A 15,840-nucleotide genomic window follows, 5' to 3' on the forward strand; every position below is an offset into this window, starting at 1 on the left:
TTCTTTCAGCTCGGCGTTACCGGAGTGACGCTGACGGGGTGACAGAGACAACGGTCATTCTGGCCCTGGTGGTGGTCACGGCCCTCGGCTTCGACTTCACCAACGGGTTCCACGACACGGCGAACGCGATGGCCACGTCCATCGCCACGGGAGCACTGCGGCCGAAGGTGGCCGTTGCCCTCTCCGGCATCCTCAACCTGATCGGCGCGTTCCTCTCCGTCGAGGTCGCCCTGACCGTCAGCAATGCGGTCGTCCGCATCCAGAACTCGGACGGCACACCCAAGGACAGCCTGACGTCCGACGGTGGCACGGCATTACTCCTGATCGTGCTGGCCGGTCTGGTCGGCGGCATCGTCTGGAACCTGCTGACCTGGCTGCTCGGCCTGCCCTCGAGCTCGTCGCACGCGCTGTTCGGCGGGCTCATCGGCGCCACCATCGCGGGCCTGGGCTGGGCCGGGGTCAACTGGAACGGCGACGGCTCCAAGCTCGACGGTGTGATCGGCAAGGTGATCCTGCCCGCGCTGATGTCCCCGGTGATCGCCGGTGTGGTGGCCGCGGTCGGCACCTGGGTCATCTACAAGGTGACGATCGGGGTGGCGCAGCGCTTCACCGACAACGGGTTCCGGTGGGGCCAGATCGGCAGCGCCTCGCTGGTCTCGCTGGCCCACGGCACCAACGACGCGCAGAAGACGATGGGCGTCATCACCCTGGCCCTCATCGCGACCGGCGACTGGACCGACACCAAGAACATTCCGTTCTGGGTGAAGGCGGCCTGCGCCCTGGCGATCGCGCTCGGCACCTACCTGGGGGGCTGGAGGATCATCCGTACGCTGGGAAAGGGTCTGGTCGAGATCGCACCCCCGCAGGGCATGGCCGCCGAGTCCGCCTCGGCCGCGGTCATCCTGGCGTCGAGTCATCTCGGGTTCGCGCTGTCGACCACGCATGTGGCGACCGGCTCGATCCTCGGCTCGGGCGTGGGCAAGCCCGGCGCCCAGGTGCGCTGGCGGGTGGCCGGTCGCATGGTCGCGGCCTGGCTGATCACGCTCCCGTCGGCCGCGGTCGTCGGCGCGATCATGTGGTACATCGGCAACCTGCTGGGCGGTGGCCTCGCCGGCGCGGTCGTCGTCTTCGTGCTGCTGCTCGCGGCGGCCGGATACATGTACTGGCACTCCCGCAAGACGCCGGTCGACCACAACAACGTCAACGACGAGTGGGACGAGCAGCCTTCGCCGCGCGTGCCCGCCGGCACGGCGAGCTGAGAGGACTGCTGACATGCACAACCTGGGATTCGCCCTCGAAGGCGCCTGGAAGGTTCTGGCCGCCAGCCTCATCCTCGGGGCCGGCCTGCCCGCACTGTTCGCGCTCGGCATCCGCTCGCTGGCCTGGGGTGCGGGCGGCGACGCCGAGGTGCATGAGACGGGAGTCACCGGTCCACGGCCGCGGCCTATCGGTAACGTGGTCGGCTGGATACTCTTCGCGGTTGTCGTGCTCGGTGTTCTGCTCGGCATCACGTTCATCGTGGCGAGCGGCTTCGGCAAGGCGCTCAGCTTCGAGCACATTTTCCCGACGATCGTCGACAAGTAGGGGACCGGCCGTGACCGACAACCGCTCCAACTTCCTGGTCCGGGCCGTCGACTGGTTGCGCGCCGGCTACCCCGGCGGCGTGCCTCGCCAGGACTACGTGGCCCTGCTCGGCCTGCTGCGCCGCAAGCTGACCGAGGACGAGATCCGCAAGATCGCCGCTGACCTGGCCGAGCAGTCGCTGACCAGCGACGACCCGATCACCGGGGACGACATCGAGGCGATGATCAGTGATTCGATGCTGCAGACCGCCACGCCCGCCGACGTCGCGCGGGTCTCGGCCCACCTGGCGGCCGGTGGCTGGCCTCTGGCGGATCCGCCGATCGAGTGATATTTCGGTGAGGTTTCGCACTCGGGGTTGCGCCGGGGTCTCCGGACCCTGGCGCATCGCTCATGCAAGATGAACATCCGGTAAACGGTTCGTGAGCGGCGAGGTAACGACCGCGAAATATCAAATTCACAGGAGTTGAACTCTTCTGATCTGATCTTTCGGCAGCGACCCTGACGGTGTGACAGAAACATCGGTGATCCTGGCCTTGGTGGTGGTCACGGCCCTCGGCTTCGACTTCACCAACGGGTTCCACGACACGGCGAACGCGATGGCCACCTCCATCGCCACCCGCGCCCTCCGGCCCAAAACGGCCGTTGCCCTCTCCGGCATCCTCAACCTGATCGGCGCCTTCCTGTCGGTCGAGGTCGCGCTGACCGTCAGCAACGCGGTCGTGCGCATCCAGAACCCCGACGGCACCCCCAAGGCGTCGCTGCTCGCCGACGGTGGCACGGCCCTGCTGCTGATCGTGCTGGCCGGCCTGATCGGCGGCATCGTCTGGAACCTGTTCACGTGGCTGCTGGGCCTGCCCTCGAGCTCGTCCCACGCGCTGTTCGGCGGTCTGGTCGGCGCGACCATCGCCGGTCTCGGCTGGGCCGGGGTCAACTGGAACGGCAACGGCACCAAGCTCGACGGGGTCGTGGGCAAGGTGATCCTGCCCGCGCTGATCTCGCCCGTGATCGCCGGTGTGGTGGCCGCGGTCGGCACCTGGATCATCTACAAGATCACCGTCGGGGTGGCCCAGCGGTTCACCGAGAACGGGTTCCGGTGGGGCCAGATCGGCAGCGCCTCGCTGGTCTCGCTGGCCCACGGCACCAACGACGCGCAGAAGACGATGGGCGTCATCACGCTCGCGCTGATCGCGGCCGGCGACTGGACGGACACCGGCAGCATCCCGTTCTGGGTGAAGGCGGCCTGTGCGATCGCGATCGCGCTCGGCACCTACCTCGGGGGCTGGCGGATCATCCGTACGCTGGGAAAGGGTCTGGTCGAGATCTCGCCGCCGCAGGGAATGGCGGCCGAGTCCTCGTCCGCGGCGGTCATCCTGGCGTCCAGTCACCTCGGGTTCGCGCTGTCGACGACGCACGTGGCGACCGGCTCGATCCTCGGCTCGGGCGTCGGCAAGCCCGGCGCCCAGGTGCGCTGGCGGGTGGCCGGTCGCATGGTCGCGGCCTGGCTGATCACCCTGCCCGCGGCGGCCGTGGTGGGCGCGCTGATGTTCTACCTGGGCGACTTCATCGGCGGCGTGGCCGGCGCGGTCGTCATCTTCGTGCTGCTGCTGGTCGCGGCGGCGGGCATGTGGGTGCGGTCCCGCTTCACCCCGGTCGACCACACCAACGTCAACGATGAGTGGGACCGGGCTCCGGATGCGGCCGCCCCGGTCGAGCCTGTTTCTGCCGGGAGTGCCTTGTGAGCAACGTCGGATTCGCCCTCGAAGGCGCCTGGAAGGTCCTGGCCGCCGGTCTGATCCTCGGGGCCGGGCTGCCGGCACTGTTCGCGCTGGGCATCCGAGCGCTGGCCTGGGGTGCGGGCGGTGACGCCGAGGTGCCGGCCGCACCGCCCCGCCCGGCCGGCAAAGTGCTGGCCTACGGGCTGTTCGCGGTGGTCGTTCTCGGCGTGTTGCTGGGCATCACGTTCATCGTGGCGAGCGGTTTCGGAAAGACGATCAGTTTCGACCACCTCTACCCGACGATCGTCGACAAGTAACTGACCCCGGTCATCTCCTCCGACGCCGACCACAGGCGCTGCGCGGTCTGTGGGTCGGTGGCGCTCGGGGCGGGCTTGACCACGCGCGGGGCGCCGCGCATCTCACCCGGGCCGCCGGGGCCGATGAACTGGCCGCCGGCCACGCCGGGGTCGGTCGCTGCGAACACGGTCGGGCGGGCGCCGTCGGCGGCTGAAGCGGCGATCAGGCGGTTGCCCAGCAGCAGCGCCAGGCGGTAGAGGCCGGGGCGTGCCTTGCCCTGCAGGCTGGTCGCCGCGTAGCCGGGGTGGGCCAGCACGCTCCGCACCGGTGAACCGGCAGCGGTCAGGCGGCGCTGCAGCTCCAGGCCGAAGACCGCGTTGGCCAGCTTCGACTGGTTGTAGGCGGGGCCGGGCTGGTAGCCGCGCGTGGCGTTCAGGTCGTCGAAGTTCAGGCGGCCCTGTTTGTGCAGCGTGGAGCTGACCGTCACCACCCGGTCGGTGAGGCGGTCGAGCAGCAGGCCGGTCAGCGCGAAGTGCGCCAGGTGGTTGACCGCGAACTGCAGCTCGTAGCCCTGGGCGCTCAGCGTGTGGGGCAGGCCCATCACCCCGGCGTTGTTGATCAGCACGTCGGCCCGTTCGATGCCGGCCGCGAACGTGCGCACCGAGTCCAGGTCGGCCAGGTCGACCACCCGCACCTCGCTGCTGCCCGCGGTCAGGCGGGCTTGCGCCGCACGGCCGTTCTTCTCGTCCCGTACGGCCATGATCACGTGAGCGCCACGGTCGGTGAGCGCTCGGGTCGTGGCGAATCCCAGTCCGCTGTTGGCGCCGGTGACGACGTAGACGGGTGTCATACGGCTCATCGTGCCTCCACTGACACAGTGTGTCAACCATGCCATGGCGTAGCATCGCTGTCATGGTTTCCCTGGCCGAGCGCAAGCGGCAACTCGTGGGCGAGGAACTGCGCGAGATCGCCCTGCAGTTGCTGGCGGCGAAGGGCTACGACGTCACCACGGTCGACGAGATCGCGGCCGCGGCCGGCATGTCGCGGCGCACGTTCCACCGGTACTACGCCTCGAAGGAGGACGTGGTCATCCAGCTGCTGGCCGACGTCGGTGAGCAGGTGCGGACCGTGCTGGCCGCGCGTCCGGCGGCCGAGCCCCCGGCGGTGGCGTTGCGGCAGGCGGTCGGCATGGCGATCGACTTCTGCGCGGGTCACCACGATCCGGTCAAAATGCTTGCGGTGGTACGGCTGATCCTGGGCACGCCGAGCCTGCACGCCCGCTTCCTGGAGCTTCAGGCGGGTGCGCAGGCCGAACTGACCGCGGTTCTGGCCGCCCGGCTGGGCGTCGACGGCGACGACATGTTCCCCGAGATGGCCGTCCGGATGGCGCTGACCGCGTTCGACGCGGCCCTGGAACGGTGGGCGGCCAGCAACGGATCGGCCGACCCGCAGGAGCTGACCGACCGGGCGTTCGCCGTGCTGGAACCCGCGTTGCGACCGCCCGCGTGAGCGTCGGGCCGATGGCCGGCGCTGCCCCCGGTCTTGTTCGATGAGGCCGGACCTTCCGGGGGCCCGCGGCGGGCTGTGCGCTAGGCCGGGGGCGCGGAGAGGAGCTCGACGAGGCGGGCCGCCACCTCGCTGTGGTTGGTTACGTCGACGATGCGTACGAACGGATGACCCGCCAGAGACGCCAGGCGTTCGTCGCGGCACCCGGCCGGATGGGACGCGGCGGCCGCGATTTTGTCGGCCGAGCGACCGGTGCCGGCCAGCACGAGCACGGGACGCCGCTGGGCCAGGCTGTGCTCGGCGTCGAGGAGCGCGATGTCACCGCCGTTGGCCAGCACGGTGACGCTTGGACAGCCGCCCGCGAGGGTGGAGGCGACGGCGCCCATGTACGGGACCTCGTCACCCCACGTGTTGCCGGGCGCCAGCACGAAGTGTGAGTGGTGGCGGTCGAGCGGGGCCGCGTGCGGGTTGGTGCCGGTGTGGCCGGGATAGGTGACCGTGCCCAGGGCGGCCACGCCGACCAGCGGGAACGGGGCGCCGGCGGCCCGGGCCGAACCGAGCAGGCGCATCACCCCGGCGTCGGTGCCGCCGTCGACCGCGACCGCACCGAGGGAACGGATCGCGGGGGCGATCAGGCCGGTGAAGACCGGGGCGAGCGCACTGCCGGTGAGACCGCCCGCGCCGCCGACCATGACGAGCACGGGCCGGGGAGCGGGCAGGCCGAGCGACGCGACCGCGGCGGGCACGGCGCCGGGGTCGGTGACGAACGCCGCGACGGCGGTGCGGTCACCGGGCCACCGCACCACTGTCGACATGCTGGAACCCTACTGGGAGCCGAGCGCGCGGGACAGGACGCCGATGTCGGGCTGGTCGGTGAACAGGCCGTCGATGCCCGTACGCAGGAACGTGATCTGCTCGTCGATGGCCTTCCCGTACGCGTTGGGATCGGTGCCCACCCGCAGCTCGGCCGGCAGGAACTGGTTCTCGGCGCGGAACGTGTATGGGATGACCTTGAGCCCGGCGGCGTGCGCGTCCTTGACCAGCGATGTCGGCGTGCCCAGGGTCGCGTCGGCGGTGCGCGGGATGATCTGGTTCTTCTCGGGGCCGATCCCGTCGACGTAGGAGGAGAGCTCCTTCAGGCCGGCCGGGGTCAGATATTGCGCGTACGTCTTGGGGTCGTTGAACGGGCTGCCGGCCGCGCTGGTCAGGAAGACCAGGTTGACCTGCACCCGGTGTTGCTGGTTGAGGACCTTCAGGTTGGCCGCCTCGAACGACTGGATCCACACCTTGGCACCGCGCTTGTCCAGCCGGTAGCGCCGGAGGGTCTGCACGAGGGGGGTCTCGAGTTCCAGGCCGAGGCGACGGAAGTACGTGGGGTGCTTGGTCTCCGGGATGACGCCGATGTCGCGGCCCAGCTCCTTGGACAGCTTGGCCCGCAGCTCCAGCACCTCGGCGAAGGTCGGCACCGGGAACAGGCCGTCGTAGAGCGTGTTCTCCTGGCGGACGGCGGGCAGCCGCTCGATCGCGCGCAGGCTCTTCAGCTCGGCCAGCGTGAAGTCCTCGGTGAACCAGCCGGTGACGCTGACCCCGTCGAGCAGGACCGTCTTCTTGCGATCGGCGAACTCCTCGCGCGTGGCCACGTCGGTGGTGCCGCCGATCTCGGGCTCGTGCCGGCACACCAGCACGTGGTCCTTCGTGGCGACCAGGTCGGGCTCGATGTAGTCGGCGCCCATCCGGGCGGCCAGCTCGTACGACGCGAGGGTGTGCTCCGGCCGGTAACCGGAGGCGCCGCGGTGGCCGAAGACTTCGGGCTTCCGGCGGCCCGCGCCGTGCGCGAGGGCGGGGGCGGGGGCGGCAACCGTTCCGGCCAGTGCCGGGGCCGCTGCGGCGACGGCGCCCATGCGCAGCACCTGACGTCGGTCAGCCACGTGATCCTCCACGGGACTCGCCGCCGGCGTCCCTCGCCGGGGGTCCCGGGGAAAGTCGATGGGACTCGATCAACGGCTCGGCGACCTTGACGTGGCGAACGCGGGAACGAAACGGGAAGCGTGCGCGGGTTCACGCGGCGTTAACCCAGCGTGATTAGGGTGTGCGCGTCATCGGAGACTCCGTCTGGAGTGACGCCATGCAGCCGAACGTCGTACCACGAAGCGACCTGACCCAGCTGCTCGGACAGAACCTGCTCGAAGGGCAGGCCCTTGCCGTCAGCCGTGAGTACGGTCTGATGGCCACCCAGGGGGCACGCACCTACGAGTCCCGCGAGTTCGGCGTCCGGGTCGCGGTCGACGAGTACGACACGGTGTCCTGGGTGATGCTGCACTTCAACGGCGACAGCGGCTTCCAGGCCTTCCGGGGCGCCATCCCCGGCCGCGGCGGCACGATCCCGCGCCGGAGCAGCCTGTGGGCGGCGCTGGGCCGGCCCGCGCAGAGCACCGACCCGAGCCGTACGGGCCGGGGCGACGTCGCCGACGAGTGGGTCTTCCCCTGGTTCGTCATGCACGCCCAGTACGCCCCCGAAGGCGAGATGCTGCTGCGTCTGACCCTGCTGCGCTAGTACTTTGGGCCGGCCCGCATCCTTCCGCGGTCCAAGAGAAGCCGAGCCCGCGCGCCGATGATTGCGGCTCCCGCTCGCGGCCACGATGACCGGCATGTCGAAGCTTGTGCCGGCCGGCCTGATCGCCCTGTCCCTGGTCCCGTCCATAGCCGGGGCCGCCCGCCTCGGCTCCCTCGCCGGCGGTGACGCTCCCGCCCGTTTCGCCGACGTGCCCGCGCCGGTCGTGGTGCACATCATCGGCGCCCTCCTCTACAGCCTGATCGGCGCTTTCCAGTTCGACGCGGCGTTCCGTCGCGACCACCGGGCCTGGCACCGCCGCGCAGGCCGCATCCTGGTGGCGGCCGGCTTGGCGGTAGCCCTGAGCGGCGCCTGGATGACCCTGTTCGCGGAGCTGCCCGCCCACGACGGCACGGTGGTGAACGCCGCGCGCCTGGTGGTGTCGGCCGTCATGACGTACGGCCTGGTGGTCGCGGTCGTGGCCATCCGCCGCCGCGACATCCGGCGGCACCGGGCCTGGATGATCCGCGCGTACGCGCTGGCCCTGGGCGCGGGCACGCAGGCCTTCACGCTGGGCCCGTTGACAGCGATCGCGGGCGAGCCGGGCGTCGGCTTGCGGGCGGTGGGGATGCTGCTGGGCTGGGCCATCAACGTAGCCGTGGCGGAGTGGGTCATCCGCCGTCCCTCTCCTGGTCGATCGCGCAGCTCGCGCAAGCTGCCTAGGGTGGACGGATCGAACGAGATCCCCGCGAACTGAGCACACTCTTCGTCGGCCTGTTCTTCGGCTTCGCGATCAACATCCTGACGGCCGAGACCGAGTGGCTTCCCCAGCCGTTGACCGCATATCCGTGGGCGTGGGTCCCGTTGTCGGCGTTGGCCTGGTTCGCGTGGCGGTGGTGGCGACGCCGGCAATCGGCGATCACCTGGACCGGCGACGAGAACCCCTACCCGGGCCTGGCCGCATTCGATGAGGACCGGGTAGGCGTGTTCTTCGGGCGGAGCCAGGAGACCTGGACCGTCCTGCGAAGGCTGGAGCGATCCGGAATCGCGCCGCAGCAACGTTTTCTCGCTCTGGTCGGGCCGTCGGGAAGCGGCAAATCGTCTCTTCTACGCGCCGGGGTGCTGCCGGGGCTGCCGAGGCGATGGCGAGTGATCGGCCCGATGCAACCCGGCCCGGACGTCTTCGACGATCTGCGTGCCGCCTGCGGGGGCGCTGCACTCCGGGACCACCTCTCCGGCGCGAGTGGCCGGGTGGTCCTGGTGATCGACCAGCTCGAGGATCTCTTCACACAGTCACGGCCGGCGGATCGGGGGCCCTTTCTCGATCTGTTGCACGAAACCTTGCGGGATCGGCGCGAACTGCATGTAGTCGTGACGATGCGCCCCGAGTTCCTCGCGGTTGCCGCCGGACTCCGGCCCGGTCTGTTCGATCAGCCCATCCCGGTCGCGGTGCTCGATCCGCGACAGATGCGGGATGCGATCGAGAGACCTGCGGCCGCGGCCGGAGTGACCTTCGCGCCTGGTCTGGTTGACCTCATGCTGGCCGAAGCGACCGTCGGAGACGCTTTGCCCCTGCTCGGCCTGCTGTTGCAACAGCTCTACCAGCAACGGGAGAGTGGCCGGATCTCGCACGCCCGGTACGACGCGGCCGGGCGCGTGGGAGGCGCGATCGCCGAGCACGCCGGCACGGTCTATCAGGGCCTGATCGTCGCGTATCCGCGGGCGGTAGTGGACGCCACGCTGCTGAGCCTGGTCGGCATCGAAGGGGAAAGACGCGTACGCAGAACGATCGTCCGTGCGTCGCTCGACGGCGAAGTCGCCGCAATCGTGACGGAACTGCGGCAAGCACGCCTGCTCACTGACCGGGACGAGGGGACGGCGGTCGTACTGGCGCATGATGCGCTGTTCCGGCAGTGGCAGACCCTGGCCGAGCTGGTCGAGGAGCACCGGCAGGAACTGGCCGAGGTCACCTTGCTGGAGCGGCGCGCAACCGCTTGGCAGAAATCCGGGACGACCGACGACCTGTTGCGGGGCCAAGCACTGTCCAGGGCGGAGACAGTGATTGCGGACGTCACCGCGACATCGGCGTTGCGGGACTTTCTTGCCGCCGCGGGGCAGCTGCGCGAATACGAGCTGGGCGGACGGGCGGCCGGCATCATCGAGCGAGCGCAGCTCCGTGCGTCCAGGGACTCTGCGGTGCTGGAAGCCGCCGTGGCAACCGCGATGCGTGAGATCACGCCGACCCGTGCCGGCGAGCTGGTCGTCTGGAGCCGGGAAGCAAGGCCGACAGAGCATCAGATCCGGACCGGGCACACCACCGCGCTGTCCGGTGTGGTGTGGCTGACCGACGGTCGGGTTCGTACGGCGGACCACTACGGCAAGATCTGCACCTGGGACGGCCACGGTGGCTTGCTCGATGTGGCGCGCGCCGGTGGACGTACCGGGGAGATCTGCCAACTCAGCCCCAGCGGCTCCTATGCGCTACGCGAGAACGCTGTGTGGCGCGTGGATGACACGGCGAAGCTGGCTGATTTGCCCGGCCCCCCGGTCGGCTGGATCGGAGACGACCGGTTCGTTGTGGCCACCGGCGGAGGCGGGTTCGCGTTCTTCCACATGGACGACGACATGCCGCGGTCGATTCGGCGGACGGTGATGCCCGGCATCCAGATCGCCTCGTGGTCCCCCGATGGCGGTCTGATGGCGGCCGTCTTCGACGATCAGTTGGAGGTGCATGCCGCTGGTTCGGAGACCGGACTGTTCACGAGAACCCGCTTCCAGGTGAGCGGCGTTCCGGAATGGTCGCCGGACGGATTGTTCATCGCCGCAATGCGGAAGCAGGTCGATGCGATGACCTGCATGATCTTTGACCGCGACGGTGTCCCTCGTGCGGAGTGGCCGGTGGCCACCGATGCGGCGATGTGCTGGTCGCGGGACGGGCGCGCGTTGCTGGCAACCCAGGAAGACCCGGATGCGCGGTCTGTGGTGGTCCGGTCGGCGCTGGGCGGCGATCTGCATCACCTGTTGCGGGCTTCCGCGGTGCCACGAGCGATCTACTGGTCACCGGACGGGCGGACTTTGATGACTGAGACCGCAAACGGCGTCGAAGCTTGGACGCTTCCCCGGGACGATCCGGAGAGCACGAACAAACGGGTTGAGCTCATGCGAACTCGAGCGTTGACGAGTGCCTCACTCGATGATTCGGGTGTTGTCGCGGCGCTCGTCGGGAAGGGGCGTCCCGCCGTTTTCTCGGAGTCGGAACCGCCGAAATTGCTTTCCGGCCAAGCATCGGGGATCCGGTTGTCACCTCGTGGCGACCTTGTGGCGGTGACGGAGGGCGCCCGAGTGCGGCTGTGGGAAGTCTCGACCGGCAATCTGCATGCCCAGTGGGAGGCGCCGGAAGCGCACGGCCTTGCATGGTCGCCGGACGGCCGCCACGTCGCTTGTGAGCTGGCTCGTCCCGCGGGGAAGTCCGAGGCGGGCCAACGTGTGGTCTCCGTCTTCGATGCATCGGACGGCCGGTTGATGTGGGAGCTTCCCGGATTCGGCCTGCCCGACCCCGGTGCCTGGTCGTCGACCGGAGAACTACTCGCCCTCTCCGATTCGTCCGGCGTCGCGCTGCTCGACGTCACCGATGGAACGGCTCGGCATCGTTTGACGGTGCCGACCGCATGCGTGGCATTGGCCTGGTCGGCGGAAGGTGACCGTATCGCGCTGATTGCCGACGAACGGATCGCCGTCTGGCGGGTGGGAAACGCCGAACCCCATCTGCAGCGTCAGTTGGACTCGACCTTGCAGGCGATGACGTGGTCTCCGGACGGAGACTTTGTCGCGGCTTACGGGATCGGTGTGACTCTGTTCGACACGGACTACGGCGGGCTCGTCGAGCTTCCCGTACAGCGACGTTTTCTGGACTGTGTCTGGTCCGACTGTCTCATGGCGGTCACGCCCGACGGCACGGTATACCGATGGGACGTCCCACCACCGGGATCCACGAACTGGGCCGGGGTGGGACGTGTGCTGACCGCGGAAGAGCGGCGGGACTTCGGGTTGCCGCCGGCTAGAGGCGGAGCTCCGGCCAGTCCAGCAGACCTGCGCCCAGATCGCGGACCGTAGCCAGCAAGCCCAGGCGGGCCGCGCGCAGGGAGGGGTCTTCGGCCATGACGAAGACCTCGTCGAAGAAGCGGGACAACGGCTCGACCAGAGGCTCGACCGCGGCCGTGAAAGCGTTCAAGTCGGTGCCGAAGTCGGCCTTCACGTTGGACACCGCCTCGTGCAGGGCCAGCTCGGCGGGCTCTGTCAGCAGAGCGGGGTCGTAACCGGCGGCCGTGTCGGGTGGGAGGATTCGGCGGGACCGCTGGATGGCGGCGGCCACGGCCACAAAATCGGGGTTTCCGACCAGGGTTTCGAGCTGGGCCAGCATGGCGTCGACCACCGACGGGCGGGCGTAGTGGCCGATCGCGGCCCGGACGCGGTCCACCGGGTGGCCCTCCTCGGTGAGGACCTGTTCCAGGCGGCGGGCCAGGAAGTCGCCCGCGGCGTCCAGGACCTGGGACGAGACTTCTACGGGCTGCTGGGCCGCGGCGGTTCGCAGGGCCTCGGTCAAGGACAGGGCGGCCAGCGCGGGATGGGCCCGGTGCACCGCGAGCAGGCCGAGGACGGCCCGCCGTACGGCGAAAGGGTCGCTGCTTCCGGTGGGCAGGCCGACCGTCGCGGCCAGCCCGGCCACCAGGTCCAGGCGGTCGGCCAGGGAGAGCAGGGCCCCGGGCACCGAGGCGGGGAGGGCGTCGCCGGTGTTGCGGGGGAGCTCGGTCTCGTAGACGGCCTGGGCCACGTCGCGAGGCTCGCCGGCGTGCAGGGCGTAGTCGCGGGCCATCACGCCGGCCAGGCTGGTCATCTCGGTGACCAGCTGGGAGCCCAGGTCGAACTTGACCAGGCGGGCGGCCCGGCCCAGCGTCGCCGAGCCGAGGCCCAGCGAGTCGGCCAGTGACAGGGCGAGGGTGGCGATGCGGGCGGCGCGGTCGGCCATCGAGCCCAGCTTGTCGGTGAAGGTGAGACGGGTCAGGCGGTCCCGCATCTCGGCCACCGGCAGGGCGCGGTCGGCGCGGTAGAAGAACGCCGCGTCCTCGTAGCGGGCCCGCAGCACGGCCTCGTTGCCGGCCCGCACCAGTTCGACGTCGACCGGGCCGTTGGCGACCGTGACGAACATGGGGAGCAGCGAGCCGTCCTCACCGCGTACGGGAAGGTATCTCTGGTGTTTGCGCATCACCGTGGTGAGCACCGCGTCGGGCAGGGACAGGTAACCCTCGTCGAACGTGCCCAGCAAGGGTGTGGGCGCCTCGACCAGATAGCTGATCTGCTCGATCAGCGCGGCCTCACCGGTGACGTCGACGCGGCCGTCGGGATAGACCTCGTCCTGGGCGCCGGTCACGATCAGGTCGTGGCGGTCCTCGGGGTCGGCCACGATGCCGGCCAGGGCGAGGGTCTCCATGAACGTCTCGGCCGACGCGATCTCGACCACCGGCTCGGCGGCCGTACGCAGCAGGCGGGTGCGACGGCCGGCGGCGAGCGTGCCCACCGCCACCGGCACCACGTCGTCGCCCCACAGCGCGGTCAGCCAGCGGATCGGACGGCTGAACGAGAGCTGCGGGTCGTTCCAGCGCATGTTCTTGGCCGCGCGCAGACCCGTCACGACCTTGGCCAGCACCGGGGCCAGCACCTCGGACGCATGACCGCCGACTTCTTCCCGCGAGACCACGTGATGATCGACGCCGCCCACCGACGCAACGGACAACTCGGACGCCGAGACGCCCTGGCCGCGGGCGAAACCCTCGACGGCCTTGGCCGGGGCGCCGACGCGGGGGCCCTTCACCTGCCGTACGTGATCGGCCTCCCGGGCCGCGACCGAAGGCACCAGGGCGACCAGCCGCCGGGGGGTCGCGAAGACCCGCACCTCCTCGTGCTCGAGGCGGGTGCCGGCCAGACCTTCGGTCAGCGCCCGCTGCACATAGTCACGGGCCGCCCGCGCCTCGGACGGCGGCAGCTCCTCGGTGCCGATCTCGAAGATCAGAGTGCGCGCGTTCTCGCGGGCGGCCGGAAGCGCGGCGGCGACCGCGGCCGGCAGCGGCGGCACCAGGCCCAGCGGGTGGCCCATCTCGTCGCGGCGGGCCACCCACAGCTTGGCGACCTCGCCGGCCAGGCGGCGCATGCGGCCGAACTCGGCGGCCCGGTCGGCGGTGGAGACGGCGCCACGGGAGTCGAGCACGTTGAACGCCTGCGAGCACTTCAGCACGTACGTGTGGGCGGGCACCGGCAGGCCGGCGTCGATCAGCCGCTGGGCCTCGGCCGCGTAGATCTCCAGGAGCTGACGGTTGGCGGCGACGTCGGCGTCGTCCAGGTAGTACCGGGACATCTCGTACTCACTCTGGCCGAACACCTCCCCGTACGAGATGGCGTCGCCGTACTCGATGTCCTTGAAGTGGGTCTTCTCCTGCAGCGCCATGATGATGCGCTCGATGCCGTAGGTGATCTCGACCGACACCGGTTCCAGGTTGAGCCCGCCGGCCTGCTGGAAATAGGTGAACTGGGTGATCTCGAGCCCGTCGAGCCAGACCTCCCAGCCCAGCCCCCACGCGCCCAGCGCCGGCGACGCCCAGTTGTCCTCGACGAACCGGATGTCGTGCGCCTTCACGTCGATGCCGAGCGCTTCGAGGCTGCCCAGGTAGAGCTCCTGCGGGTTGCCCGGGTCGGGCTTGAGGATCACCTGCATCTGGGTGTGGGTCTGCAGGCGGTTGGGGTTCTCGCCGTAGCGCGAGTCGTCGGGCCGCACCGAGGGCTCGACATAGACGACCCGCCACGGCTCGGGACCCAGCACACGCAGGAAGGTCGCCGGGTTCAGCGTCCCCGCCCCGACCTCGGTGTTCATGGGCTGGACGGTCAGGCACCCCTGAGCCGTCCAGTACGCGGTCAACCGGGCCAGCGCGTCCTGCATGGTGAGCATGGGACCGAAGTCTAGGACGGGGTCCGCGCGGGTAGGTACCGAACATGCTCGACGGAGATCTTTACGCCTTTCAGGACCTGCTCTCGGAGGACGAGGCCGCCGTCGTGCGCCGGGTCCGCGACTTTCTCGAGGCCGAGGTTGTGCCCATCGCCAACGACCACTGGCAGCGCTCCGACTTCCCGCATCACCTGATCAAGCGGTACGCCGAACTGGAGATCGCCGGGCGGGAGGGCTCGTCGCTGCTCAACGGGTGGCTCGCCCTCGAGATGGCCCGGGCCGACGCGTCGATGGCCACCTTCTACGGCGTGCACGCGGGCCTGGCGATGGGCAGCATCACGATGTGCGGCTCGCCCGAGCAGCAGCAGCGGTGGCTGCCCGCGATGGCCTCGTTCGACCGGGTCGGGGCGTTCGCGCTGACCGAGCCGACGGGCGGTTCCGACGTGGCGGCCGGCCTGCGCACGACGGCCCGCCGCGAGGGCGACGAGTGGGTGCTCGACGGCGCCAAGCGCTGGATCGGCAACGCCACCTTCGCCGACCTGGTCGTGGTCTGGGCCCGCGACGTCGAGGACAACCAGGTCAAAGGCTTTGTCGTACGCGGTGACGCCCCCGGCTTCGTCGCCACCAAGATCGAGAACAAGATCGCCCTGCGTACGGTGCAGAACGCCGACATCACGCTGACCGGCGTACGGGTTCCGGAGGCCGACCGCCTGCAGAACGCGAACTCGTTCAAGGACACCGCGAAGGTTCTGCGACAGACCCGCAGCGGGGTCGCGTGGGAGGCCGTGGGGGTCATGCTGGCCGCGTACGAGATCGCGCTGAACTATGCGAAGGAGCGCGAGCAGTTCGGACGGCCGATCGCGAAGTTCCAGCTCGTGCAGGATCTGCTGGTCCGCATGCTCGGCAACGTCACCGGCTCGCTCGGCATGTGCGTGCGGCTGGCCCAGCTGCAGGACGCCGGCAAATACCGCGACGAGCACTCGGCGCTGGCCAAGGCCTACTGCACGACCCGGATGCGCGAGGTGGCCGGCTGGGCGCGCGAACTGCTGGCCGGCAACGGCATCGTCCTCGACTACGACATCGGCCGCTTCGTCGCCGACGCCGAGGCGCTCTACTCGTACGAGGGCACCCGCGAGATCAACACCCTGATCGTCGGTCGGGCGGTGACCGGCCAGAGCGCCTTCGTGTAAGAC

14 protein-coding genes are annotated in these 15,840 nt (G+C 69.9%); 10 read left to right on the top strand and 4 right to left on the bottom strand.

The annotated features are described in order from the left end of the window. Nucleotides 1-38: 38 nt before the first annotated feature. From JIG36_RS38245 to JIG36_RS38265, 5 genes are all read left to right on the top strand, one after another. Complete coding sequence (locus JIG36_RS38245) at nucleotides 39-1,259, top strand: inorganic phosphate transporter (RefSeq protein ID WP_203381334.1); 1,221 nt, start codon at nucleotides 39-41, stop codon at nucleotides 1,257-1,259. A 13-nt stretch (nucleotides 1,260-1,272) separates the two neighbouring features. Beyond that, entirely contained in the window at nucleotides 1,273-1,584 is a 312-nt protein-coding gene (locus JIG36_RS38250) for a hypothetical protein (protein ID WP_203381335.1), read from the top strand. 10 nt (nucleotides 1,585-1,594) lie between these two features. Continuing rightward, nucleotides 1,595-1,912, top strand: coding sequence for a DUF3349 domain-containing protein (locus tag JIG36_RS38255; RefSeq protein WP_203381336.1), 318 nt, complete (start codon nucleotides 1,595-1,597; stop codon nucleotides 1,910-1,912). A 178-nt stretch (nucleotides 1,913-2,090) separates the two neighbouring features. Next, on the top strand, nucleotides 2,091-3,323 hold the full coding sequence (locus JIG36_RS38260; protein WP_203381337.1) for an inorganic phosphate transporter: 1,233 nt from the start codon (nucleotides 2,091-2,093) through the stop codon (nucleotides 3,321-3,323). Next, nucleotides 3,320-3,616 (top strand): hypothetical protein, encoded by a 297-nt coding sequence (locus JIG36_RS38265; protein ID WP_203381338.1) that lies wholly within the window; start codon nucleotides 3,320-3,322, stop codon nucleotides 3,614-3,616. Before JIG36_RS38260 ends, JIG36_RS38265 begins: the two co-directional genes overlap by 4 nt. Here JIG36_RS38265 and JIG36_RS38270 read toward each other — a convergent pair. Then, entirely contained in the window at nucleotides 3,592-4,446 is an 855-nt protein-coding gene (locus tag JIG36_RS38270) for an oxidoreductase (RefSeq protein ID WP_236049065.1), read from the bottom strand. The genes JIG36_RS38265 and JIG36_RS38270 overlap by 25 nt on opposite strands. Before the next feature lie 62 nt (nucleotides 4,447-4,508). On the opposite strand from JIG36_RS38270, the gene JIG36_RS38275 reads away from it, so the two are divergent. Then, nucleotides 4,509-5,105: a TetR family transcriptional regulator gene (locus tag JIG36_RS38275; protein WP_203381340.1), complete on the top strand. Its 597-nt coding sequence runs from the start codon at nucleotides 4,509-4,511 to the stop codon at nucleotides 5,103-5,105. 80 nt (nucleotides 5,106-5,185) lie between these two features. Here JIG36_RS38275 and JIG36_RS38280 read toward each other — a convergent pair whose 3' ends face one another. Together JIG36_RS38280 and JIG36_RS38285 are read right to left on the bottom strand one after the other, a co-directional pair. After that, on the bottom strand, nucleotides 5,186-5,917 hold the full coding sequence (locus JIG36_RS38280) for a TRP family putative cation channel (protein ID WP_203381341.1): 732 nt from the start codon (nucleotides 5,915-5,917) through the stop codon (nucleotides 5,186-5,188). Nucleotides 5,918-5,926: 9 nt separating this feature from the next. Beyond that, complete coding sequence (locus JIG36_RS38285; protein WP_203381342.1) at nucleotides 5,927-7,030, bottom strand: glycerophosphodiester phosphodiesterase; 1,104 nt, start codon at nucleotides 7,028-7,030, stop codon at nucleotides 5,927-5,929. A gap of 197 nt (nucleotides 7,031-7,227) precedes the next feature. Here JIG36_RS38285 and JIG36_RS38290 point away from each other — a divergent pair, with 197 nt between their 5' ends. The 3 genes from JIG36_RS38290 to JIG36_RS38300 all read left to right on the top strand — a co-directional run bounded on the left by JIG36_RS38290 (nucleotide 7,228) and on the right by JIG36_RS38300 (nucleotide 11,766). Then, entirely contained in the window at nucleotides 7,228-7,656 is a 429-nt protein-coding gene (locus JIG36_RS38290; RefSeq protein WP_203381343.1) for a DUF6392 family protein, read from the top strand. A gap of 94 nt (nucleotides 7,657-7,750) precedes the next feature. Next, nucleotides 7,751-8,410, top strand: a complete 660-nt coding sequence (locus JIG36_RS38295) for a DUF2306 domain-containing protein (RefSeq protein WP_236049066.1) — start codon at nucleotides 7,751-7,753, stop codon at nucleotides 8,408-8,410. A 116-nt stretch (nucleotides 8,411-8,526) separates the two neighbouring features. Continuing rightward, nucleotides 8,527-11,766 (top strand): nSTAND1 domain-containing NTPase, encoded by a 3,240-nt coding sequence (locus JIG36_RS38300; protein WP_203381345.1) that lies wholly within the window; start codon nucleotides 8,527-8,529, stop codon nucleotides 11,764-11,766. Here the strand turns inward: JIG36_RS38300 and JIG36_RS38305 are convergent. Next, nucleotides 11,711-14,650: a glycine--tRNA ligase gene (locus JIG36_RS38305; RefSeq protein ID WP_203381346.1), complete on the bottom strand. Its 2,940-nt coding sequence runs from the start codon at nucleotides 14,648-14,650 to the stop codon at nucleotides 11,711-11,713. The genes JIG36_RS38300 and JIG36_RS38305 overlap by 56 nt on opposite strands. A gap of 44 nt (nucleotides 14,651-14,694) precedes the next feature. Between JIG36_RS38305 and JIG36_RS38310 the strand changes: the two genes are divergently transcribed. Then, entirely contained in the window at nucleotides 14,695-15,837 is a 1,143-nt protein-coding gene (locus tag JIG36_RS38310; RefSeq protein ID WP_203381347.1) for an acyl-CoA dehydrogenase family protein, read from the top strand. Nucleotides 15,838-15,840 lie beyond the last annotated feature (3 nt).

Source organism: Paractinoplanes ovalisporus, assembly GCF_016834655.1.
In the GTDB taxonomy this organism is placed as follows: Bacteria; Actinomycetota; Actinomycetes; order Mycobacteriales; family Micromonosporaceae; genus Actinoplanes; species Actinoplanes ovalisporus.

Excerpts from the sequence above, each read along its gene's own strand:
- JIG36_RS38310 (WP_203381347.1), top strand. The coding sequence starts at position 14,695 with ATGCTCGACGGAGATCTTTACGCCTTTCAGGACCTGCTCTCGGAGGAC.
- JIG36_RS38280 (WP_203381341.1), bottom strand. The coding sequence starts at position 5,917 with ATGTCGACAGTGGTGCGGTGGCCCGGTGACCGCACCGCCGTCGCGGCG.
- JIG36_RS38270 (WP_236049065.1), bottom strand. The coding sequence starts at position 4,446 with ATGACACCCGTCTACGTCGTCACCGGCGCCAACAGCGGACTGGGATTC.
- JIG36_RS38295 (WP_236049066.1), top strand. The coding sequence starts at position 7,751 with ATGTCGAAGCTTGTGCCGGCCGGCCTGATCGCCCTGTCCCTGGTCCCG.
- JIG36_RS38250 (WP_203381335.1), top strand. The coding sequence starts at position 1,273 with ATGCACAACCTGGGATTCGCCCTCGAAGGCGCCTGGAAGGTTCTGGCC.
- JIG36_RS38275 (WP_203381340.1), top strand. The coding sequence starts at position 4,509 with ATGGTTTCCCTGGCCGAGCGCAAGCGGCAACTCGTGGGCGAGGAACTG.
- JIG36_RS38290 (WP_203381343.1), top strand. The coding sequence starts at position 7,228 with ATGCAGCCGAACGTCGTACCACGAAGCGACCTGACCCAGCTGCTCGGA.
- JIG36_RS38305 (WP_203381346.1), bottom strand. The coding sequence starts at position 14,650 with ATGCTCACCATGCAGGACGCGCTGGCCCGGTTGACCGCGTACTGGACG.